14 protein-coding genes and 2 pseudogenes are annotated in these 23,079 nt (G+C 72.7%); 11 read left to right on the top strand and 5 right to left on the bottom strand.

The genetic code is table 11. The annotated features are described in order from the left end of the window. The first annotated feature begins 109 nt into the window (after positions 1 to 109). The 5 genes from ACIRQY_RS23555 (at position 110) to ACIRQY_RS23535 (ending at position 7,828) form a co-directional block, all read left to right on the top strand. Positions 110 to 1,405 (top strand): ABC transporter substrate-binding protein, encoded by a 1,296-nt coding sequence (locus ACIRQY_RS23555; RefSeq protein WP_403928849.1) that lies wholly within the window; start codon positions 110 to 112, stop codon positions 1,403 to 1,405. 16 nt (positions 1,406 to 1,421) lie between these two features. Beyond that, entirely contained in the window at positions 1,422 to 2,393 is a 972-nt protein-coding gene (locus tag ACIRQY_RS23550; RefSeq protein ID WP_403928846.1) for a carbohydrate ABC transporter permease, read from the top strand. Further along, positions 2,393 to 3,313, top strand: a complete 921-nt coding sequence (locus tag ACIRQY_RS23545; RefSeq protein ID WP_351784791.1) for a carbohydrate ABC transporter permease — start codon at positions 2,393 to 2,395, stop codon at positions 3,311 to 3,313. Before ACIRQY_RS23550 ends, ACIRQY_RS23545 begins: the two co-directional genes overlap by 1 nt. A gap of 48 nt (positions 3,314 to 3,361) precedes the next feature. Beyond that, positions 3,362 to 4,615, top strand: coding sequence for a glycosyl hydrolase (locus ACIRQY_RS23540; RefSeq protein WP_403928843.1), 1,254 nt, complete (start codon positions 3,362 to 3,364; stop codon positions 4,613 to 4,615). Positions 4,616 to 4,795: 180 nt separating this feature from the next. After that, complete coding sequence (locus tag ACIRQY_RS23535) at positions 4,796 to 7,828, top strand: alpha-mannosidase (RefSeq protein WP_403928840.1); 3,033 nt, start codon at positions 4,796 to 4,798, stop codon at positions 7,826 to 7,828. Positions 7,829 to 8,123: 295 nt separating this feature from the next. On the opposite strand, the gene manA is transcribed toward ACIRQY_RS23535, so the two are convergent. The 4 genes and pseudogenes from manA to ACIRQY_RS23515 form a co-directional block, all read right to left on the bottom strand. Then, positions 8,124 to 9,293 (bottom strand): mannose-6-phosphate isomerase, class I, encoded by a 1,170-nt coding sequence (gene manA / locus ACIRQY_RS23530; RefSeq protein ID WP_403928837.1) that lies wholly within the window; start codon positions 9,291 to 9,293, stop codon positions 8,124 to 8,126. A gap of 245 nt (positions 9,294 to 9,538) precedes the next feature. Further along, a pseudogene (locus ACIRQY_RS23525) lies at positions 9,539 to 9,940 on the bottom strand (TetR/AcrR family transcriptional regulator C-terminal domain-containing protein); the annotation flags it as partial. Positions 9,941 to 10,176: 236 nt separating this feature from the next. Further along, positions 10,177 to 10,428: pseudogene (locus ACIRQY_RS23520) on the bottom strand (TetR/AcrR family transcriptional regulator); the annotation flags it as partial. Positions 10,429 to 10,541: 113 nt separating this feature from the next. Next, a complete protein-coding gene (locus tag ACIRQY_RS23515; RefSeq protein ID WP_403928834.1) occupies positions 10,542 to 12,080 on the bottom strand; it encodes an FAD-dependent oxidoreductase in 1,539 nt (512 codons plus the stop codon). A 362-nt stretch (positions 12,081 to 12,442) separates the two neighbouring features. On the opposite strand from ACIRQY_RS23515, the gene ACIRQY_RS23510 reads away from it, so the two are divergent. From ACIRQY_RS23510 to ACIRQY_RS23500, 3 genes are read left to right on the top strand one after another with little or no spacing between them, the layout of a single operon-like run. Beyond that, positions 12,443 to 12,865: a hypothetical protein gene (locus tag ACIRQY_RS23510; protein WP_403928831.1), complete on the top strand. Its 423-nt coding sequence runs from the start codon at positions 12,443 to 12,445 to the stop codon at positions 12,863 to 12,865. Further along, positions 12,862 to 13,590 (top strand): hypothetical protein, encoded by a 729-nt coding sequence (locus ACIRQY_RS23505; RefSeq protein ID WP_403928829.1) that lies wholly within the window; start codon positions 12,862 to 12,864, stop codon positions 13,588 to 13,590. The genes ACIRQY_RS23510 and ACIRQY_RS23505 overlap by 4 nt, the downstream gene beginning before the upstream one ends. Next, the gene (locus tag ACIRQY_RS23500; RefSeq protein WP_403928826.1) at positions 13,587 to 17,195 is read left to right on the top strand and encodes a WD40 repeat domain-containing protein; all 3,609 of its coding nucleotides are present in this window, start codon (positions 13,587 to 13,589) and stop codon (positions 17,193 to 17,195) included. The genes ACIRQY_RS23505 and ACIRQY_RS23500 overlap by 4 nt, the downstream gene beginning before the upstream one ends. Before the next feature lie 323 nt (positions 17,196 to 17,518). Here the strand turns inward: ACIRQY_RS23500 and ACIRQY_RS23495 are convergent, their stop codons facing one another. Then, positions 17,519 to 18,262, bottom strand: coding sequence for a carbonic anhydrase (locus ACIRQY_RS23495; protein ID WP_351784773.1), 744 nt, complete (start codon positions 18,260 to 18,262; stop codon positions 17,519 to 17,521). 696 nt (positions 18,263 to 18,958) lie between these two features. Here ACIRQY_RS23495 and ACIRQY_RS23490 point away from each other — a divergent pair. The 3 genes from ACIRQY_RS23490 to ACIRQY_RS23480 are packed head-to-tail and all read left to right on the top strand — an operon-like array spanning position 18,959 to position 22,972. Then, on the top strand, positions 18,959 to 19,954 hold the full coding sequence (locus ACIRQY_RS23490; RefSeq protein ID WP_351796520.1) for an esterase family protein: 996 nt from the start codon (positions 18,959 to 18,961) through the stop codon (positions 19,952 to 19,954). Positions 19,955 to 19,967: 13 nt separating this feature from the next. Beyond that, positions 19,968 to 21,491 (top strand): peptidoglycan DD-metalloendopeptidase family protein, encoded by a 1,524-nt coding sequence (locus ACIRQY_RS23485; protein ID WP_403928822.1) that lies wholly within the window; start codon positions 19,968 to 19,970, stop codon positions 21,489 to 21,491. Between the two features lie 11 nt (positions 21,492 to 21,502). Then, a complete protein-coding gene (locus ACIRQY_RS23480; RefSeq protein ID WP_403928819.1) occupies positions 21,503 to 22,972 on the top strand; it encodes a hypothetical protein in 1,470 nt (489 codons plus the stop codon). Positions 22,973 to 23,079 lie beyond the last annotated feature (107 nt).

Below are 23,079 nucleotides of genomic sequence, written 5' to 3'. Positions count from 1 at the left end.
ATGTCGTCCTTCAGCGGCCTCCAACGCGCTTTGACCTAAAGCTGATTCGGATCCAAGGTGAGGGCAGCTCGACCCACCAGAGTTATCTGCAGCAAGGAGTCAGCCACTCATGTCCATTTCTCGCAGCGCCGCGATCCGGACAGCCGTCGGACTCGGAACGGCCCTCTGTGTCGCCACGGTCACCGCCTGTGGCGGAGGCTCGTCGAAGGCCGGATCGTCCAGCGACGGAAAGGTCGAGGGAACCATCAAGTTCCAGACCTGGAACTTGCGGGCGAACTTCAAGGACTACTTCGAGGGCGTCATCGCGGACTTCGAGAAGGAGCATCCGGGCGCGAAGGTCAAGTGGGTGGACCAGCCCGCCGACGGCTACCCCGACAAGCTGAGTGCCGATGCCTCCGCCGGTTCGCTGCCGGATGTGGTCAACCTCTCGCCGGACCTGGCGTATCCGCTGGCCAAAGCCGGTCTCCTGCTGAATCTGGACAAGGACGAGGTCGCCAAGAAGTACAAGCCCGAGTATCTGGAAGGGGCCTGGAAGGGCTTCGAGATGCCGGGCATGGACGGCACGTACTCCTTCCCCTGGTACCTGAACAGCGGCCCGCTCTTCTACAACAGGACGATGTTCGAGAAGGCCGGTGTCGACGCGGGTAAGCCGCCCAGGACCTTCGACGAGCTGTTCGCCGTGGCGGAACAGCTCGCGAAGAAGGGCGAGGCGACGCTCGGGCAGCCCCCGACCGTCGAGGACTTCGGCCGCTACGGCGTCGAGGCGATGGACAAGGAGGGAAAGCGGATAACGCTCAACAGTGACAAGGGCGTCGAACTCCTCACCAAGTTCAAGAAGTTGTACGACGACGGCGGACTGCACAAGCAGACCCTCACGCTGAAGGACGACTCGACGGGCACGAAGTTCCTCCAGCAGGAAATCGCCATGAACCCCGGCAGCGCCCACGACCTGGACAACTTCAAGAAGAACGCGCCGTCGCTCTACGAGAACATCGGAATCACCGAGGTCCCGACCAACACCGGCAAGCAGAACATGTACCTCCAGGGTCTGTCGGTGAACTCGCAGAGCGAGAACACCGCCACGGCCGTCGCGTTCGCGCACTTCCTCACCAACGCGAAGAACCAGGAGGCGTTCGGTCACCAGGTCGCGGTCTTCCCGTCGACGAAGGGCTCGCTGGACAAGGAGTACTGGACGAAGGCGGACGGCACCGAGGAGGGCAAGATCCGGGTCGCGTCGGCCAAGATGCTGCCGACCGCGGTGAACTACACGCCGGTCCTGTTCAGCGACGAGATGAAGACGATCCTGCGCAACGAGATCGCCAAGTGCTTCACGGGCAAGTCGAGCCCCAAGGCGGCCCTGGACAGCGCCGCCGACCAGATGAACAAGCTCCTCGAGCAGAACTGACCGGACGGTGAGCCCCGTGAGCACCACCCCCGCGCAGGACCGGGCCACCGGTTCCGCGCCCGCCACCCGGGACTCCGCCGCCCGCCGCCGCGCGACCTCGCGCGGCGGCGGGCGGGGGCGCCGCACCCATCAGCCGCTCAGCCCCTGGCTGTTCCTGGCTCCGGGACTGCTGATCACCCTGGCGTTCAACCTCTACCCGTTCTGCGCCACGGTGTGGAAGTCCCTCACCGACGCCCGGACCCTCACCGACGGCGAGTTCGTCGGCCTCGCCAACTTCCAGGCCCTCTTCGCCGACGAGCAGTTCTGGATCGCCCTGCGCAACAGCGCCCTCTACGTGGTCGTCGTCGTCCCGCTCCTCGTGCTGCTGCCGCTCCTGCTGGCCCTCCTCGTGCAGAAGCACATCCCCGGCATCGCGTTCTTCCGCTCGGCGTACTACACGCCCGTGGTGGCGTCCGTGGTGGTCGTTGCCCTGATGTGGGTGTGGATGCTGGACGACAGGGGCTTCATCAACGCGGCCCTGGAGATGATCGGCGTCGACCCGGTGCCGTTCCTCTCCAACCAGTGGCTGCTGCTGCTGAGTTCGATGATGCTGACGGTCTGGAAGGGCCTCGGCTACTACATGATCATCTACTTGGCGGCGCTGGCCAACGTGCCCCGCGAACTGCACGAGGCCGCCGAGGTGGACGGCGCAGGACCGATCCGCCGCTTCTGGTCCATCACGGTGCCCGCGGTCCGCTCGACCATGGTGCTGGTGGGCGCGCTGTCCGCGGTCTCGGCCTTCAAGGTCTTCTCCGAGGTCTTCATGATCGCCGGTCCCACCGGCGGTCCGGGAGGCCAGGACACCACCCTCGTGATGCTGATCCAGCGGGTCGGCACCGGCCTGCAGGGCCGTACCGGATACGCCTCGGCGATCTCGATCACCCTGTTCGTCCTGACGCTGATCCTCATGCTCTTCGTGCTGCGGGCCGACCGGAAGGACAAGGACTGATGGCCACCACCAGCGACATCCCGGCTCCCGCCCCCGCCCGGGAGACCGGCTCCTCCCCGAAGCCGAAGCCGAAGCCCCGGCGCCGTACCGGCCGACGTACCCCCACCTGGGTCCTGGTGGCCCGTTACGCGGTGCTCGTCCTGGTCCTGCTGATCATGATCGGCCCGTTCCTCTGGCAGCTGTCCACCTCGCTCAAGGGCGCCACCGAGGACATCTTCACCTCGCCGCCCCGGCTGCTGCCCGAGCACCCGACCTGGGACAACTACAAGGGCGTCGCCGACATCATCCCGGTGTGGGACTACATCCTGAACTCCCTCAAGGTCGCCGTCACCAACGTCCTGACCAACGTGATCGGCGCGGCCATGGCCGGATACGCGCTCGCCCGGCTCCGCTTCAAGGGGCGGGCCGCCGCCGCACTCGTCTTCGTCCTGGCGCTGCTGGTCCCCATGGAAGCGATCATGATCGCCCAGTTCGCGACCATGCGCACGTTCGACATCAACGACACCCTGGTCGCCGTGGTGCTGCCCGGCTGCATCGGCGCCATGAACGTCCTGCTGATGCGCAACGCCTTCAGCAACATCCCCTACGAGATCGAGGAAGCCGCGATCGTCGACGGGGCCAACGTCTGGCAGCGGTTCGTCAAGGTGGCGCTGCCCGCGGTCAAGGGCACCCTCGCCGTCGTCGCGATCTTCGCCTTCATGGGCGCCTGGGACGACTTCCTCTGGCCCCTCATCGTGCTCTCGGACTCCGAGAACTTCACACTCACCGTGGGACTGAACTTCCTGCACGGCACCTTCGCCAACAACCAGCGGGTCATCGCCGCGGGCACCATCATCGCCGTGGCCCCGCTGATCGTGATGTTCGCCTGCCTCCAGCGCTTCTTCTTCCGGGGCGTCGGCGAAGGCGCGGTCAAGGGCTGAGCCCCGCACACCCGCCCGCCGGCCCTCCGCATTCCCCAGGGAGACCCCTTGCCCACGCCCCGCTTCGGCGTCAACTACACCCCCAGCCAGAACTGGTTCCACCACTGGCTCGACTACGACCCCGGTGCCGTCCGCGCGGACCTGGAGTCCATCGCCGCCCTCGGCCTCGACCACATCCGGGTCTTCCCCCTCTGGCCGTACTTCCAGCCCAACCGGACCCTGATCCGGTCGCGCGCCGTCGACCACCTCCTCGACATGGTCGACACGGCCGGTGAACTGGGCCTGGACGTCAACGTCGACGGCCTCCAGGGGCACCTGTCCAGCTTCGACTTCCTGCCGGCCTGGACCCGCACCTGGCACCGCCGCAACCTCTTCACCGACCCGGACGTCGTCGACGGCCAGGCCGCCTACCTGCGCACCCTCGCAGGGGCCCTCGCCGACCGGCCCAACTTCCTCGGGATGACCGTCGGCAACGAGATCAACCAGTTCTCCGCCGACCCCCACCCCGACCCCGACCGGGCCACCCCCGGACAGGTGGACGCCTGGCTGACCCGGATGCTCGCCGCCTGCGAGGAAGGCGCGCCCGGACTGCCCCACCTGCACGCCGAGTACGACGCCACCTGGTACCAGGACGACATGCCCTTCACTCCGGACCACGCCGCCCGGCACGGAGCCATGACCGCCGTGCACTCCTGGGTGTTCAACGGCACCGCGCAGCTCCACGGCCGCGTCTCGGTCCCCACCGAGCACCACGCCGCCTATCTGGTGGAACTCTCCAAGGCGTGGGCCCGCGACCCCCGGCGGCCGGTATGGCTCCAGGAAGTGGGCGCGCCCGCCCCCCTGGTGCCGCCGGAGCACGCCGCCGCCTTCACCGACGCCACCCTGCGCAACGCGCTGGACTGCCCGGACCTGTGGGGCGTCACCTGGTGGTGCTCCCACGACGTCTCCCGCTCCCTCGCCGACTTCCCCGAGCTGGAGTACGGACTCGGTCTCCTCACCGACGCCCGCGAGCCCAAGGACACCGCGCACGTGCTCGCGGCCCACGCCCGCCGGTACGCCGAGGGCGGCCCCGTCGCTCCGCCCGCGCCGCGTACCACCGCCCTGGTCGTCGACGCGGGGGACGGCCCGAGCATGCCCACCCGGTCGGTGTGCGCTCCCGGCGGCGCGTTCTACGAGGCGTACTTCCGGCTCGTCGCCGACGGCGTCCGGCCCACGGCGGTCCTGGCCCCGCTGGCGGACGACTCCGCCCATCTGGCGGCCCGTGGCATCACGGAGGTGGTCACCGTCGAGCAGGTCCACTGACAGCCGGGCCCGCCGGGGCCCGCTCCCGCCGGGGCCCGCTCCCGCCGGGGCCCGCTCCCGACGGGCCCGGGCCCGCCGAGGGCCGCTCCCGCTGAGGATCCGGCACTCGCCCTCACCGCCACCTCTCACCACCACCCCCTCACCGCCACTCCCGCACCACCCGCTCCGAAGGAGACCCTCATGCACGACGACCGCGGACTCGTGGAGGCCCGCCTCAAGCGCGTCCTGGACGAGCGCGTCCGACCCGCCGTCCACCCCGTATCGGTGCCGATGCGGATCGCCGTCTGGGAAGCCCCCGGCGAGCCCGTCCCCGTGGCGGAGGGCCTCGCCGCCGTTCCGGGGCCCGCCGCGGTGGGCGACCGGTGGGGCAGGCCGTGGGGCACCAGCTGGTTCACGGTGACCGGCACCGTACCGGCCGAGTGGACGGGGCGCACGGTCGAGGCGATCCTCGACCTCGGCTTCGACGAGAACATGACCGGCTTCCAGTGCGAGGGCCTCGTCTACACGCCCAACGGAACCCCTGTGAAGGGCCTCAACCCCCGTAACCACTGGGTGAGGGTCGCCGCCTCCGCCGAGGGCGGCGAAGAGGTCGAGTACCGCGTCGAAGCCGCGTCCAACCCGGTCCTCCTGGACTACCACCCCTTCCTGCCCACCCGCCTCGGCGACATCGAGACCTCCCACAGTGACCCGCTGTACCGGCTGGCACGGATGGACCTCGCCGTCTTCGACGAGACCGTGTGGCAGCTGGTGATGGACCTGGAGGTGCTCGGCGAGCTGATGGCCGAGCTTCCGGTGGAATCCGCACGCCGCTACGAGATCGTGCGGGCCGTCGACCGGGCGCTGGACGCGGTCGACCTCCAGGACGTCAACGCGACCGCCGGAAAGGCGCGTTCGCTCCTCGAAGAGGTGCTGTCCTCGCCTGCCGAACCGTCCGCCCACCGGGTCTCCGCCGTCGGACACGCCCACATCGACTCGGCCTGGCTGTGGCCGCTGCGCGAGACGGTCCGCAAGGTGGCGCGCACGACGTCGAACATGACGGCGCTCCTGGAGGAGGAGCCGGACTTCGTGTTCGCCATGTCCCAGGCCCAGCAGTGGGCGTGGATCAAGGAGCACCGGCCCGAGGTGTGGACCAAGGTGGTCGCGGCGTTCCACGACGGCCGCTTCGTGCCGACCGGCGGCATGTGGGTCGAGGCCGACACGAACATGCCGGGCTCCGAGGCGATGGCCCGTCAGTTCGTGCACGGCAAGCGGTTCTTCATCGACGAGTTCGGGGTGGACAACGAGGAGGCGTGGCTGCCGGACACCTTCGGGTTCGCCGCCGGGCTTCCGCAGATCATCAAGGCCGCCGGTTCCAAGTGGCTGCTGACCCAGAAGATCTCCTGGTCGCAGGTGAACAGGTTCCCGCACCACACCTTCCAGTGGGAGGGCATCGACGGCACCCGGATCTTCACCCATTTCCCGCCCGTCGACACGTACAACTGCGCGATGAAGGGCAGCGAGATCGCGCACGCGGCGAAGAACTTCAAGGACAAGGGCGTCGCCCGGCACTCGCTGGCCCCCACCGGCTGGGGTGACGGCGGTGGCGGCACCACCCGCGAGATGGTCGCCAAGGCGGCCCGGCTGCGCGACCTGGAGGGCTCGCCCCGGGTGACCTGGGAGACGCCCGTGGACTTCTTCGAGAAGGCGCAGGCCGAATACCCTGACCCGCCCGTGTGGGTGGGCGAGCTCTACCTGGAACTGCACCGCGCGACCCTCACCAGCCAGGCGGGCACCAAGCAGGGCAACCGGCGCAGCGAGCACCTGCTGAGGGAGGCCGAACTGTGGGCCGCCACGGCCTCGGTGCGGACCGGGTCCCCCTACCCGTACGAGGAACTGGACCGGATCTGGAAGACCGTGCTGCTCCACCAGTTCCACGACATCCTGCCGGGCTCCTCGATCGCCTGGGTGCACCGCGAGGCCGAAGCCACCTACCGCCGGATCGCGGGCGAGCTGACCGCGATCATCGAGGGCGCCCAGGACGCGCTCGCGGGTGAGGGCGGCACGCCGCTGCTCTTCAACGCGGCCCCGCACGCCTGGCACGGAGTCCCCGCGGGCGGCGCCCGCGTCCCCGTCCCGGCCGAGGGCGCGCGCCTCACCGAGATCGGCGACGGCTCGTACGTCCTGGACAACGGGCTGCTGCGGATCGTCGTGGACACCCGGGGCCTGGTCGTCTCGGCGTACGACCTCCGCGCGGGCCGGGAGGCGGTGGCGCCCGGCACCCCCGCCAACCTCCTCCAGATCCACCCCGACTTCCCCAACATGTGGGACGCCTGGGACGTGGACGCCTTCTACCGCAACACGGTCACCGACCTGACGGACGCCGACGAGGTCGGGCCCGACCCGGAGGCGACGGAGGACGGCACGGTGGCGGTCCGGATCACGCGGTCCTTCGGCGCGTCGAAGGCGGTGCAGGTGCTGTCACTGCGACCGGGCTCGCGCCGCCTCGACATCGACACCGAGGTCGACTGGCACGAGACGGAGAAGTTCCTGAAGCTCGCCTTCCCGCTGGACGTGCACGCCGAACGGTACGCCTCCGAGACCCAGTTCGGGCACTTCTACCGGGCCACCCACACCAACACCTCCTGGGACGCGGCCAAGTTCGAGGCGTGCAACCACCGCTTCGTGCACATGGAGGAGCCGGGCTGGGGCGTCGCCCTCGTCACCGACTCGACGTACGGGCACGACGTGACCCGCCAGGTCCGCGAGGACGGCGACGGCGGTACGACGACGACACTGCGCGCCTCGCTGCTGCGGGCCCCGCGCTTCCCCGACCCGGAGACCGACCAGGGCGTCCACCGCTTCCGCCACTCCCTGGTGCCGGGCGCGACGATCGAGGACGCGGTCCGCGAGGGCTACCGGGTGAACCTGCCGGGCCGCGAGACGACCGGCGCCGGTGAGGTGGCTCCGCTGCTGACCGTGGACGACGACGCGGTCGTCGTGACGGCCCTGAAGCTCGCCGACGACGGCAGCGGCGATGTGGTCGTGCGCTTCCACGAGGCTCGGGGAGGCCGGGCGAAGGCGGTCCTGACACCGGACTTCGACGCGGTCGACGTGGTGGCCACGGACCTCCTCGAACGCCCGCTGGAGGGCGCGGTCGCGGAGCCGGTGGACGGGGAAGTGCCCGTGGAACTGCGCCCGTTCGAGCTGCGCACGCTCCGGTTCCGCCGCGGCTGAACCCGAGCCGGGGGGGGGGGGGGGGGGGCGCCCCCCCCCCCCCCGCGGGCGCCCGCGCGGGGGCGGGCGCCCCCCGCCCGGCGGCGGGGGGGGGGCGGGGGGGCGGGGGGGGGGGGCGGGGGGGTGGGGGGGGGTTGGGGGGGGGGGTGGGGGGGGGCCCGGGGGGGGGGGGGGGGGGCCGCCCCCGGGCGGGGGGGGGGGGGGGGCCCCCCCCCCCCCCCCCCCCGGCGCACCTGCGCAAGGGGCCGCCCCCGACGTTCTCGGACGTCGGGGGCGGCCCCTTGCGCAGGTGCGGTCAGACGACCGGGACCGTGGCCCGGAAGACGTCACCGTCGCCCGTCACCGTCGTGCGCTCGCCCGCCGGGACGTACACCGACCGGCCCGGACCCAGGATTTCCACGTCCCCCGCGCCCGCGCCGACCCGCACGGACCCCTGCGTGCACAGCAGGACCTGCGCGGTCGGCGAGGTGAGGTCGTACGGGCCGCCGCCCGGGGCCACGGTGTGGAGGTCCAGCCGGAAGGCATCGGTGGCGGCGGCGTACTCCCGTGCTCCGTCCCGCCCGGCCGAGGGCCGCTGGACGGCCGGGGGAGTGGGCTCGAAGCGGACGACGCGCAGCAGTTCGGGGACGTCGACGTGCTTCGAGGTGAGGCCGCAGCGCAGGACGTTGTCCGAGTTGGCCATGATCTCCACGCCGAGCCCGTGCAGATAGGCGTGCGGGACTCCGGCGCCCAGGAACAGGGCCTCGCCGGGCAGGAGCCGGACGTGGTGGAGGAGCGCGGCGGCGATCACGCCCGGGTCGCCGGGGTGGTGACGGGCGATCCCGGCGAGATAGGCCCACTCTCCGCCCAGCCGTCCGGCCGCCGCGCTTGCCTCCTCGACCACCGGGGCCAGGACGCCGGAGCCGCCCTGGAGGATCGCGGTCAGTGCCTCGCGCAGGGCGTCCGGAGCCGGGTGTCCGCGCAGCAGCTCCACGTACGGCTCCAGGGCCTCCACCCCGAGCCCTTCGAGGAGCCGGGCCGCGTCGAGGGGCTCGCGGAAACCGCACAGGCCCTCGAAGGGCGTGAGCGCGCAGATCAGCTCCGGCTTGTCCGACGCGTCACGGTACGTGCGCTCCGGCGCGTCCACCGGCACCCCGGCCTCCTCCTCGGCGGCGTACCCCTCCCGGGCCCGGTCGAGGTCCGGGTGCACCTGGAGGGAGAGCGGCTCCTCGGCGGCCAGCAGCTTCAGGAGGAACGGCAGGCGCGGCCCGAACCGCGTCGCGACGCCGGGGCCCAGCTCGGTCTCCGGCGCGGCGGCTATCACGGCGTCGAGCGGTCCGCGCGGGGTCCGCGAGGGAGCCCCGGGGTGCGCGCCGATCCACATCTCCGCCTGTGGCTCGCCGGTCGGTTCCTCACCCAGGAGGGCGGGAAGGGCGGTGGGGGAGCCCCAGGCGTAGGGGCGCACGGTGTTGGTCAGACGGTCCATGGAACTGCTTGCTTCTCTCTGTGCTGCTCCGGGAGGGATACGGAAGGCATACGTGCTCCACCCTTCCCAACGAGATGACCAGGAACAATGGACCTTGGTCCCTCTCATGCTCCTTTATGGTGAAACACGGTCACTTCGGCAGCTGTCAGTGGCCGTCCCGACAGGTTCCCGCCCCTGAGCACCCGTGCCTTGAGCGGACGAGAGCACCGGTGGGAGAGCGCGTGCCGTGACAGGAACCGCGGGGCTCAGGGGGCCGTCCGCCGGGTGAGGCCGTCGAGGAGCAGGTCCAGGCCGAAGACGAACTCGTCGTCGGTGGCGACCGAGGTGAGGCTGTGGGCGGTGGCGGCGATGGCCGGGTGGACGGACGGGTCGAGCCGACGGTAGAAGTCGGCGAGTGGCGGCCCGTCGGGCTCGCGCTGCTGGACGGCGAAGCCGATGACGTAGTGGCCGACGGCGGTGAAGGCGCGGGCCGCGAGTCCCGGGGGCAGTCCCGCGCCCAGGAGCGCGGCGAGGACGCGTTCGCGCTGGACGAGCGCGTTGGGGCCCAGGGGGACGTGTGCGATGAGTGCGGGCAGCAGGTTCGGGTGGCGCAGCAGAGCGGCGCGCAGGCCGTGCCCCATGGCGGCGAGAACATCCTGCCAGCCGCCCGGCGGCGCGGGAGCGGTGGCGTGGCGCCCCCCCCCCCCCCCGCGGGGCCCCCCGCCGTCGGTATAAGCGCGCCGAGGGCGAAGTGGCGGGGCGGGGGGGGGGGGGGGGGCCCCGGGGCGGCGCGCCGGCGGGCCCCCTGGGCGGCGACAACACCCGCCCCGCCCCCGGGGGGGGGGGGGGGGGGGGCGCCGCCCCCCCCCGGGGGGGGGCCCACGACGAGAGTGATGATCTCGTCCTTGTTCGCGAAGTGCCGGTAGAGGGTGGCGGTGCTGGAGCCGAGGGTGTCGGCGAGCATGCGCAGCGAGAAGGCGTCCACCCCGTGCTCGTCGATCAGCCGCAGCGCCGTGGCGACGATGCGGGCGGCATCGAGGGCGGGGCGGCCCCGGCCCCGGCGGGCCGTGTCGGGGGCGGCGGGCCGGGCGAGCCACCAGGCGGGACTTCCGGGCGCGGGGGAGGGACCGCCGCTGGGTGCGGGGGTGGTCGTCATGCGGTGTCCTTGCCTCGCGGAGCCGGGGCCTGTGCGTGTTCGACGGGCGGGCCCCACGGTAGTGGGCCGCCCGGCGCCGGGAACACGCGGTGCGCTGCTCCCGGCGGTGTCGTTCAGACGGTGTGGCGGGGCGGGGCGAGCCGCTGGAGGGCGTCGAGGAGACCGTGGCCGGGGGCCGCGGCGGCGTCCGGCCGGAGGACGTGGCCGATGTAGCCGTCGGGACGGACCAGGACGAGGGTGTCGGTGGTGATGCCGTAGGCGCTCAGAAGGGCTTCTTCGTCCGGGGTGCGGGCCGTGACGGACTTCAGGAGGACGTGCCGGTGGAGCGCCGCGCCCGTGGTGGGCCACGGCAGGGCGGCGAGGGCCTCGGCGGCGCGGTGGCCGAAGGCGAGAGCGGTGAAGTGGGGGCCGCGGTAGAGGCCGAAGAGCCGGGCGCCGTCCGGGACGGGGGCGTCGGGGGCGCGGTCGCCGGGGCGCAGGGCGTCGGTGACCTGGCCTGCCAGGGGGGCGAGGGGGCCACCGAAGTAGGACAGGCCGAGCTGACGCTCGTCGTCGCCCCGCGACAGGGCGCGGACGGCGGGCCGCTTGAGCCCGGCGTACAGCTCGGTGGAGCGGCCGAGGACCTTCGCCGCGACCGGGCGACGCTCCCCCTCGTAGCTGTCGAGCAGGCTGTCGGGGGCGCCCGCCAGTACCTGCTGGAGCTTCCAGCCGAGGTTGTAGGCGTCCTGGACGCCGGTGTTGAGGCCTTGGGCTCCGGCGGGAGTGTGGACGTGCGCGGCGTCGCCGCAGATGAGCAGCCGTCCGCGCCGGTAGCGGCCGGCCAGGCGGATGTTGGGGCGGAAGACGGACGCCCAGGTCGGGCCGTGCAGTCGTAGCGAGCGCCCGGCCCGGCGGCGCAACAGGGCGGCCAGCGCTTCCTCGGAGAGGTCCACGGGCTCGTCCGGCCGGAGGGGGATCATCAGCTGGAACAGGTCGCCGGACGGCAGCGGACAGGCGGCCGTGGAGCGGCCACCGGTACGCGGCCAGACGTGCCAGCGGTCGCGGGAGAGCCCGTCGATCCGCGCGTCGGCGATGATCATCCGATCGGCCTCGTCGGTGGTCCCCTCGAAGGCGGCGCCGATCGACTTGCGGACCAGACTGGACCCGCCGTCCGCGCCGACGACATAGCGGGCGCGCAGCCGTCGGCCGTCAGCGGTCCTGACGGTGGCGGCATCGCCGTCCTGGACGCACCGCTCGACCGGGGTGCCGAATTCGATCACGGCGCCGTGTTCCACTGCCGCCCTGTGCAGCAGGGCGGTCGTCGCGTACTGGGGGAGGAGCAGGATCTCGGGGTACGGGGTGGCGGCGGCGGGGGCGGGGCGCTGCATCTGCCACGACTTGGTGAACGGGCCGATGTGCAGGCCCATCGGCGGGTAGGCGCCACCGGAGGCGCGGGCCGCGTCGATCACGCCGAGGTCGTCGAAGACTTCCAGGGTGCGCGGCTGCACGCCCTTGGCCCGCGACCCTTCGAACGTTCCGCGGTCGCGCTCCAGTACCCGGACGGCCAGGCCCCGCCGGGCGAGGTCCAGCGCGAGGGTGAGGCCGACGGGCCCGGCTCCGACGACGATCACGTCCGCGTCGTACGACGTGTGGTGCTGCTGCTTCTCGGTCACGCTGAATCCCCTTGTGTCCGTTGGCGATGGATCCGCTGCACTATTTACGGCGACACTGTAGCCGTAAATAGTTGGTGCCCGGATCCGCCCCAACGGCGGCCGTCGCGGAATCCCCCGCCCGACGGCGACGCGGCGACGTGTCGGTGGGGGCCGGTGGGGGCCGGTGTGGACGTGGCGCCCGGCGGAGCGCGCCGAGGCCTCGACCAGGGCCGACCGATCGAAACCGACGGCCGGGCCCGCAGCAGCCGGACGGCGCTGAATCCGGCCAACTTGGGTGTGGGAGAACGGAGTTTCCCTTCCCTTGGGCCCGACCCGGGAGCATCCCGCTACTTTTGCCTGACGCCAACGGACGGGGGGTCCCCATGCTGTCCTGGACCGAGGGAACGCTGTACGGCGCGGGCGGCGGACTGGTCGTCGAGGCCGTCGTGAGTTTCGGGAGACTGCACGCGTGGCAGCAGGCACGGCATGCCGCGAGGACGGCCTCCGAAGTGCTGCCGCGGCTCGGCGCGTACATCGACCCGCCCGCGGACCTCCTCGCCGCTCTCTTCCGTGTCGTGCTGGGGGGCGTCGCGGGCTGGCTGCTCCACGGGGAGCTGGCCGGAGTGTTCGCGGCCGTCGCGGTCGGAGCCTCGGCGCCCGCGGTGCTCGCCCAGATGGGAAGCGCCACCACCGTCACCGAGCCGCTCCAGATCGGGGCCGTTCCCGTCGCTCCGGCCACCGTCCCCGGGCCGCCGCGGCCCGGGCCGCAGGCGCCCGACCAGAGCCGGGGGGAGGCATCCCCGTGAGCCGAGCGGCGGTCCCCCCGCGCCTATGGACGTCCCTCACCGGCGGACACCGCGTCAGCCCCCGGCGTACGGCGGAACGCGGACGGGCCGGATACACCCTGTGGCAGCGCACCCGCGCGTCCTTCAGCGGTGTCGTCCTCCCTCCGCGTGCCGTCCCCGCCGCCGTCCCCGTTCCCCGGCAGGTACCCGTGCGACGCCGGGAAGCCGGTGACGGGACACCGGGCTGGTTCAGTCTGCCGCCCCTTCCCACGGTCGCCGCACTGACCGCCTCCGGGAGCGACACGGTCGTCCTGGAGACCACCGCCCCCGACGGCCGGACGACCTTCCTGCTGCGTCACCCCGCGGGTGACACGTCCGAGTACGGCCTCGAACTGGTCGTGCACGGCGGCGTCGACGCGGACCGGCCGCTCCTCGTCACCGTCTCCTACACCCGACAGGACGGACGCGAACGCGTCCTCCTCGTGCCCCTGATGCCGGCTCGCTTCGGGCCCGCGGCCTCCTACGTCCGCCTCAGCGGGTTCGGACCGGGCGCGGCATGGGCCGCCGTCGGCCCCGCACCCCTGCGGACGGACACCGACGTGACCACGGACACCGACTGGACCAGGGACACCGTCGTGGACTCCGTCCGCGCGGCACTGAACGAGACGACCCGTGACGCCTGGCGGCGCGTCAGCGAGCTCGTCGGTGACGACGTACGCGAAGCCATCGGCAGTGCGCTGGGATGACCTCCGAGGAAGAGACCTCCGACAGAGTGACCCCTGGCAGGGAGTCCTCCGACGAAGCGGCCTCCGCCAGGGCGGCCTCCGCCAGGGCGGCCTTCGCCAGGGCGGCCTCCGACGGGGAGCCGTCCCGCCGAGGCGGACGGCACCGCACCGCGCTCGAAGCGGTCCTCCGTGAGACGAGCCCTCAGGGCGCGATGCACGAGCTGCTCGGCGATCGGCAGTTGTGGTGGAAGTGCTGTAGCGAGGCGGCTCGCACCGATCCGTCCTGGCTGTTCTCGGACCACGCCGAGCAGCTGACCGCCTGGATCGAGGCGACGGCCCCGGACGGCCCGTCCGACAGGATGTCACCTGCCCTGCACACCTATCTGCTGGCCCGCGCCCTGAGCACACCGGAGGACCGGACAGCCGAACACGACGAGGAACTGACGCGCGTCCGAGGTGTGTGGGCGAGCAGTGGTCTGCTGTCCGCCGCCACCGCGCCCGGCCTCGCGCTGCCGTCCGGCCAGGGCCTGGACCACATGGGGGCCGACACCGCCGAGAGGCTGAACGCCCTCCTGGAGCGACTCCCGCGACTGCCGGTCGACGAGCGCGAACGCCGGCCCGCGTCGGACGGCATGGTGGTGGTCGCCGCCCTGCTGATGGCGGGTTGCGAGCCGCGCGGTCGGCCGTCGGTCCGCGTGCCGGTGGTGTTCGGGGAGACGGACCGCCACGACGACGATGAGGAACCCGGTACCACCGGTGTCCTGGAACTCCGTGAGTTCCCCGCCGGACCCCCGGGTCTCTACCCCGACCCCCGGTCCATGACCGGGCTGCGCAGCTCCGACGGCCAGTTCGCCACGGCCCTCGGCCGGGCCTGGGCAGCGGCGGGGCCCGGACGGGGCTCGCGCTGTGTCCTGTGGCGCCTCGTCTTCACGGACCGCCCCGTCCCTCCCACCCGGATCGAGGGCCCCTCCCTGGGAGCCGCCTTCGCCCTGAGCCTGCGGGAACTCCTGCGGCATCCACGGACGCGACGGCCCAGCGTGGCCTGGCTGCGCGGTGTCTTCTACGGCTTGCGCCCGCGCACCGCGGTCACGGGGGCGCTGGGCCACGGTGAGCGGCTCATCGGCGTCAGCGGAATGGAGAGCAAGCTGCTCGCCGCCCGCCGCAGAGGACTGCGTCTGGTCGCCCCCGCCGCGAACCGGCCGGAGGCCGCCCACGCGCCCGAACCCGCGGACGTGAAGTTCGCCGAGACCCTTCGGCAGGCCGACCGCTACGCCCGGCGCTTCCGTACCGCCCGCCTGTTCACCGCACTGGCTCTGCTCGCGGCGGCACTGACGTCCGGAGCGGTGGTGGAGCACCGGGCATCAGCGGCCAGGGAGCGGCTGGACACCGCCCACCGGCTGGCCGACGTGTCCGAGAGCCTGCTGCGGAGCGACGTGGGACTCGCCGGGCTGTTCGCGGAGCGGGCCTACCGGCAGCACGCTGATCCGCTGACCCGCCGGGCGCTGTTCCGCGCGGTCACGGCGAGCCCCCACTGGACCGCGAGCACGCGCGCGAGCGGAACCATCTCCGCGACAGCCGCCTCGGGGGACGGCAGACACGTCCTCGCGGGTACGAGGGACGGCCACGTGGAGCTGTGGACGCTCGACGGCGGACGGTTCGGCGGCCACCACAGGAGGCTGGGCCGCCTGGGCGGCGCGGTGGAGACGGTCGCGGCCGATACCGACGGCACCACCGTCGTCGCCACCGACCACCGTACGGTCACGGTGTGGGCGGACGGGAAGGGCGTCGCCGCGCCCGTGCTGCCGCACGGGCAGCCGCCCACGGCGATCGCGGTCTCCCCTTCGGGGCGCTTCGTCGCCGTCACCACGACGACCTCGGAGTACGGGCTCCCGCGCACGCTGTCGGTCCTCGACCGGGTGTCGGGGCGCACGGGACGCCTCGTGCTCGACGGCATGACATCGGATCCCGCGGGCCTCGCCTTCGATGGTGACACGGAACTGGTGACCGTCGAGTACGGCTACGGGACATGGAGCCGTATCTCCGTGAAGCGGCTCACCCGCACCGCCGGTGGCACCGTGGGCTTCGGCGTCCACAACTCGGCTGCCGCGCTCGCCTCGGACGGCAGCTACTTCACCTACAGCAACAAAGGTTCCCCGCTGCCGGTATGGCCGTCCCGGGGCAAGCCCCAGGTCGACAGCCCGGAGCTGGGCGCGGAGACGGAACCGGGCGCGCCGACGGCCCTGGCGGTGAGCCCCGGGGGAACCCATGTGGCCACGGCCATCGGCTCCACCCTCCGGGTGAGCCGGACGTACACTCCCGGCCGGAAGACGTACCCGCCGGGCAGGAAGCCGTCCAGGCCCCTGGTCCTCCCCGGGGCGGGACCGGTCGGCCCGGGCACCCTGGCCTTCGTGGGTTCCGGCGGCGACCGGCTCGTCTCCGCCGCCCGCGACGTGCTCACCCTGTGGGACCTGGAACAGCGATCCCGTATCGCGCGGGCCGTCGAAGTCCCGATCACCGGATCCTGCCTGGGCTGTGACGCGCCCCGGGTGTCGGTGTCGCCGGACGGGCGCGACGTGGCGGTCCTCGACAGTGAGGGAACCGGGCTGTCCACCCTGAGGCTCGGTGCCGCCGCGACGGAGCGGCAGCGTAGTCTGCCCGCCGTCCTGAACCTTCCCGGGCTCGCGGAACTGCTGTGGCGGCCCGACAGCGAGCGCCTGTTCGTCGTGGCGCCCGACGGCAGCGCACAGATCCTCGCCCGGGAGCGGGTGTGGCGGACCGTCGGATTCTGGCCCGCCGTCCCCGACCCGCGCGGGCTCGCCGACGCGCCCGCACTGCTGCGGTTCCTCCCCGGCGGCGGCACCGTCGCGGAAGTGCACACGTCCGGCACGGTCCGCTTCAGGGACCCGGAGTCCGGCAAGGTCCTCCGTGAGGTGCCCGGCCCGCGATCCATGGCACCGACGACCATCCCCCGACGAGGTCCGGGCCGTGGCCATGTGGCACTGGACGCACGGGCCGAACACGCCGCACTGATCGAGTGGCCCGCCCTCGGCGAGGCCGGCAGCCCCCGCATCCGCGTCATCGACACGAAGTCCGGCCGTGTCCGGACACTCGACGCGGCCGACGTCCGGGGCATCGCGTACGCCGACGACCGCCTCCTGGTCCAACGCGCCGACGGAGCCCTGGAGACATGGACCGCGTCCGGGAGCCGACGCACGGGCAGGGTCGAGGGCACGGCGGACCTCGTGGTCGGCCCGGTCGTCGGCGGAGACCTCGTGGCCGGGACGACGTCCGAGGACCACACCGTCCGCCTTCTCGACCTGACGTCGGAGAGCACGCTCGGCACGCTCCTGCTGCCCGAGGGCAACAAATCGACGTCGACGGGCCTCGCCGTCACCGAGGACGGCACGAAACTCATCACCGCGACAGAGGCCGACTTCTCGGAATCCGACGATCCCGAACCGGACGGGCCCACCACCGACGACATGGGGCAGATCATCGAATGGAGGATGGATCCGGACGCCTGGATCCAAGCTGCCTGCTCATCCGCCGGTACGGAACTCCGGCCGGACGACTGGGCGCAGCACATGGGTACGGAGCCTCCGCCGTCGCTGCGCTGTGGCGGGTGAGACCCGACGGAGTTCGGCGCGGCACCCGGCCCCGCCGGGCGTGCTCACGGTGGCCGCCCGCCTGCCGGGCCCCGAGGACCACGAGCGGGACCACGGCCCGCGCTCCTCCCCTTCCCTTCCCCTTCCCCGTCCTCCGGACCCGCTGGTCCGGGCCACCGGCTCGCGGGGTGACCGGTGGGCCCGCGAGAACCCGGGCCGACCGGTGGGCCCGGGAGAACCCGGGCACACGATCCACGCCCGCGGGACGAAGCACATGGCGGGGTGCCGTGGGCGAGGCCGTCGGCGGTCCCGGGGCAGCGGCGGTGACCGGTCCCGGCAGCCGGTCAGGACACTTCGTGGACCCGCTGGCTGGTCAGCTCGTACCGGGCGCCGATCACCGCGAGACGCCCGTCGGCGATCCGGACGGCGAGGTCCGGCTCCGCCACCAGAAGGTCCCGCACCCGCCGTACGTTCTCGGTGACCGCCGCGTCCACCCGTGCCTCACCGTGGAGCCGGTGGTCGATCGCCGGGCGGATGCGGTCCGCCAGGAAGCCGATGTGGGCCGGAAGCTCCACGCCGTCGTCGGCATGGACGGCCGCGGCGACCGCCCCGCACCCCTGATGGCCGAGGACGACGATCAGCGGGACGGCGAGCTCCAGCACGCCGTAGGCGATGCTGCCCAGGACCGCCTCGTCCAGGACCTCGCCCGCCGACCGCACGGTCAGCAGATCGCCCAGCCCCTGGTCGAAGACCAGCTCGGGCGGCACCCGCGAGTCCACGCACCCCAGCACCACCGCGAAGGGATGCTGCCCACCCACCAGGGCCCTGCGCACATCACCGGCCCGGTCCGGATGGCTCTCGTGGAACGTCCGCCACCGCACGTTCCCCTCCGACAGCTCCCGCCACGCCCGCACCGGCCCGGAGGGCCGTGGCCCGGCGGCCGCCACCGGTGCGGGCCGCGCGCCGGACGCCGCCGACGGCCCGCACACCAGCCCGGCCACCAAGGCCGCCAGCCCTCCCAGCCCCGCCCGCACCAGACGGCGCCGCGCAGTGAACACTCCCGGCCCGTCATCACGATTGACGTTCATGCCCGGACAACCTAGACCCGCCCGAGCCCCGGACACCGGGCCCCGACCCGGCCCCGACCCGGCCCCGGCCCAGCCCCGGCCCAGCCCCGGCCCAGCCCCGGCCCAGCCCCGGGCGGGCTCCGGGCGGGCTCCGGCCCACCGGGGGCCCGGCCCGGCGCCCGTGCCGTGCGGCCGGTTCCCGCCGCCCGCCCCGTACGTTCCCGATGCCCGAGCGGGTGAAGCACACCGACGCCGTGATTGACCGCCTCCGCCAGACGGGCGAGGAGCCGGGGAAGGGACCGCTCCCGGGCAGCGCCGCCGCGACGATCCGCGACCGCGCGTTCTCCCGCCGCATCAGGATCGGTGTCGCATCAGGATCGGTGTCGCGGCCGAGGCCGGGGACGGCCTCGGGTGCATTCCGCCACACCGTCCCGGTCCGGCGCCTCCCCACGATCCCGCTCAGGCCCCCGCGGTCGTCCACCCGCTCGCGCCCCGCAACGAACCAGCGGCGACGACCGGACGAACTCCCCCTCGAAGCGGAACAGTTCACAGGGATGTCACCACCCATGGCCCTCCGGCGATGATCGTTGAAGACACCGCCTAGCCCAACCGGTCACACCTGTCAGTCCGTAAGGTTCCGGATTCATCGCCGGGGGAAGCGTCGCTACCGTCCATACGCCCAGCGCTCGGTACCGTCACGTCTACCTGGAGGTCACGTTGACCGCGCACCACCCCACCCGCAGGAGCGTCCTCAAGTCCGCCGGAGGGCTCTCCGCCGCCCTGGCCCTCGGCGCCGGAGGCGTGCTCGGCTCGGCCTCCTCCGCCGCGGCGGCCGGTGACGGCTTCGGCCTGCGCATCGTGGACCGCAACGAGAGCGACCCCCGGATGTGGTACTACCGCTTCGCAACCGACGCGATCGGCTGGAACCCGGGCCCGGGCGTCAACGTCCTGCTCCCGGACGACTACCACTGGAGCGGCCGCACCTACCCGGTCCTCTACCTCTTCCACGGCGGCGGCACCGACCAGGACTTCATCACCTTCGACCGCGAGGGGGTCCGCGCCTGGACGGCGGGCCGGCGCATCATCGTGGTCATGCCCGACGGCGGCCACGCCGGCTGGTACTCCAACCCCGTGAGCTCCAACGTCGGCCCCCGCAACTGGGAACACTTCCACATCAACCAGCTGCTGCCCTGGGTCGAGGCCAACTTCCGCACCTTCGCCGAGTACGACGGCCGTGCCGTCTCCGGCTTCTCCATGGGCGGCTTCGGCGCCCTGAAGTACGCCGCCAAGTACTACGGCCACTTCGCCTCGGTCAGCGCCCACTCCGGCCCGGCCAGCCTGCGCCGCGACGGCGGCCTCGTCGGCCACTGGGCCAACGCCTCGGCCGCCGCCCTCGACCTCAACGGCGGCACGATCTACGGCGCCCCGTTCTGGGACGAGGCCAGGGTGACCGCCGACAACCCCGTCCAGCGCATCGAGAGCTACCGCAACAAGCGGGTCTTCCTCGTCGCCGGAACCAGCCCCGACCCGGTCAACTGGTTCGACACCGTCAACGAGACCCAGGTCCTCGCCGGACAGCGGGAGTTCCGCGCCGCCCTCGACAACGCGCGGATCCCGCACGAGTCGTACGAGCTGCCCGGAGGCCACTTCATCCGCCGCGACATGATGCAGCGCGACATCGACGGCATCATCGCGCGCCTGCGCAAGGCGTGACAGGGAGTCAATCGTGCTGTTCGGTCTTCCCCGGCGCGCCCTGCGCGTCCTCCTCGCCGCGACCGCGGCCCTCGCGCCCGTACTGCTGGTGATCCCGTCGGCCGGCGCCCAGCCGCTCGCCCGGGCCGCCGCCTACACCGCGGCCTGCCCCGCGGAGGGAGAGGTCACCCAGCCCTACCACCCCGGTCACAACGGCGTGGACATCGGCAACGCCATCGGCACACCGATCTACGCCATCGGCGACGGCGAGGTGACGATCTCCGGATACACGGGCGACTACGGCCAGTGGATCCGCATCCTGCACCCCGACGGGCGCATCTCCGAGTACGGGCACATGTACCAGCGGTTCGTGGCCGTCGGCGAGCACGTCACGGCCGGCCAGCGCATCGCCCTGATGGGCCAGGAGGGCAACTCCACCGGCCCCCATCTGCATCTGCGGATCTGGGGTGACACCTCCACCTCGTACGGCATCGACCCCGAGGTCCACCTCGCCGAACACGGCGTGACCCTGCCCTGCGTCCCCGGCGGCACCCCGCAGCCCAGACCCCTGACGTACCCGGCGGAATCCGGCCGGGTGGTCTCGGCCCGGTCCGCCGACGGGCGCCTGGAGGTCTTCGCGGCCGGTGCCGACGGAGTACACCACGCCTGGCAGCTCGCACAGAACGCCGAGTGGTCCGCCTGGGAGTTCCTCGGCGGTCCGGGCAACGCGGAGCTGGCCGTCGCCCCGAACGCGGACGGGCGCCTGGAGGTGTTCGCGATCAACGGCAACACCTTCCAGCACCGCTATCAGCTCGCTCCTTCCGGCGGCTGGTCCGGCTGGGAGAACTTCGGTGGCGGCGGGCGTGACATCGCGGCCGGGGTGAACGCCGACGGCCGGATCGAGGTCTTCGCCTCAGGCCCGGTCGGGCTCTTCCACAGGTACCAGACCGCCCCCAGCGGCAACTGGTCGGAGTGGGAGCCCACCGGCGGCGGGCCCGCCGACGCCCGGGTGGAGATGGAGAAGGCCCCGGACGGGCGTCTGGAGGTCTTCGCCCTGAACGGGAACACCTTCCAGCACCTGTACCAGACGGCCGTCAACGGCGGCTGGTCGGCTTGGCAGGACTTCGGTGGCGGCGGCCGGGACCTGACCGTCGACCACAACCAGGACGGCCGGATCGAGGTCTTCGCCTCAGGACCCGTCGGCGTCTTCCACAAGTACCAGACCGGCCCGACCACCTGGTCCGGCTGGGAGGGCACCGGCGGCCCCGCCGACTCCCAGCTGACCAGCGAGCGCACCTCCGACGGCCGGGTCGAGGTCTTCGCCATCAACGGCAGCACCGCCCAGCACCTGTGGCAGACCGGGGTGAACGCTCCGTACGGCACCTGGGAGAACTTCGGCGGCGGCGGTACGGAGATCACCGCCACCAGCAACGCCGACGGCCGGATCGAGGTGTTCGGCACCAGCCACGCCGGGGTCCACCACAAGTGGCAGACCGGGTCGTCGACCTGGTCCGACTGGGCCTGGGTCAACACCACCGCGGGTCCCGCGATCAACTGAGGAGACAGCAGGTGAGTACCGGACAGCGCTTCCGAAGAGCGCCCCATCACATCGTCCTCTCGGCGTTCGCCTCGCTGCTCCTCGCGGCGGGCATCCTGACGGGCCTCGCCCCGTCGGCGCAGGCCGCGTCGAGCGACCTGTGCGCCCAGGTCGGCTTCGACGCCGGATTCCGGGGCGACGGCCTGGTCACCGCCATCGCCGTCGCCCTCGCGGAGTCCAGCTGCGACCCCTCGGCGACCAACGTCACCAACAACACGCCCCCGTCCCGCGACCGAGGGCTGTGGCAGATCAACGACTACTGGCACCCCGAGGTCGACGACGCCTGCGCCTACGACGCGCGGTGCAACGCCGACGCGGCGTTCACCATCTCCAACGGAGGCACCAACTGGCAGCCCTGGTCCACGTACAACGCGGGCGTCCACCGGCGCCACCTGGACGAGGCGCGTGCCGCGGTGGACCGGCTCGGCCACCCCGGCCCCGGGCCCGCCCCGGTGGTCTACCCGGCGGAATCCGGCCGGGTGGTCTCGGCACGCTCCGCCGACGGGCGCCTGGAGGCGTTCGCGGCCGGTGCCGACGGGGTGCACCACGCCTGGCAGGTGAGCGTCAACGGGGCCTGGTCCGCCTGGGAGTTCCTCGGCGGTCCGGGCAACGCGGAGCTGGCGATCGCCCCGAACGCGGACGGGCGCCTGGAGGTGTTCGCGATCAACGGCAACACCTTCCAGCACCGCTTCCAGCTCGCTCCTTCCGGCGGCTGGTCCGGCTGGGAGAACTTCGGCGGCGGCGGGCGTGACATCGCGGCCGGTGTGAACGCCGACGGCCGGATCGAGGTCTTCGCCTCCGGACCCGTGGGCGTCTTCCACAAGTACCAGACCGCCCCCAGCGGCGGCTGGGCCGAGTGGGAGCCCACCGGCGGCGGCCCGGTCGACGGACGCCTGGAGGTGGAGAAGTCCCCCGACGGGCGTCTGGAGGTCTTCGCCCTGAACGGGAACACCTTCCAGCACCTTTACCAGAGGGCCGTCAACGGCGGCTGGTCGGCGTGGGAGGACTTCGGTGGTGGCGGCCGGGACCTGACCGTCGACCATAACCAGGACGGGCGGATCGAGGTCTTCGCCTCAGGACCCGTCGGCGTCTTCCACAAGTACCAGACCGGCCCCACCACCTGGTCCGGCTGGGAACCGACCGGAGGCCCCGCCGACGCGCAGCTCACCAGCGAACGCGCGCCGGACGGCCGGGTCGAGGTCTTCGCGATCAACGGCAGCACCGCCCAGCACCTGTGGCAGACCGGGGTGAACGCCGCGTACGGCCAGTGGTCGGACTACGGCGGTGGCGGTACCGAGATCGTCGCGGCCACCAACGCCGACGGCCGGATCGAGGTGTTCGGCACCAGCCACGCCGGGGTCCACCACAAGTGGCAGACCGGGCTGTCGACCTGGTCCGACTGGGCCTGGCTGAACACCACAGCGGGCCCCGCCGTCGACTGACCCGACCACCGCGGCCGGCCCGCCCCCCCCCCCGCGGGGGCCGCCCGCCCCCGGCCCCCCCCCGGGCCGCCCAGGCGGCGAGCCCCGGGAACCACACCCCCCCCCCC

The sequence above is a fragment of the Streptomyces sp. NPDC101490 genome (assembly GCF_044767145.1).
Lineage (GTDB): Bacteria > Actinomycetota > Actinomycetes > Streptomycetales > Streptomycetaceae > Streptomyces.
The sequence above is the reverse complement of the archived record's forward strand: the minus strand, read 5'-3'. Positions and strand labels throughout refer to the sequence as shown.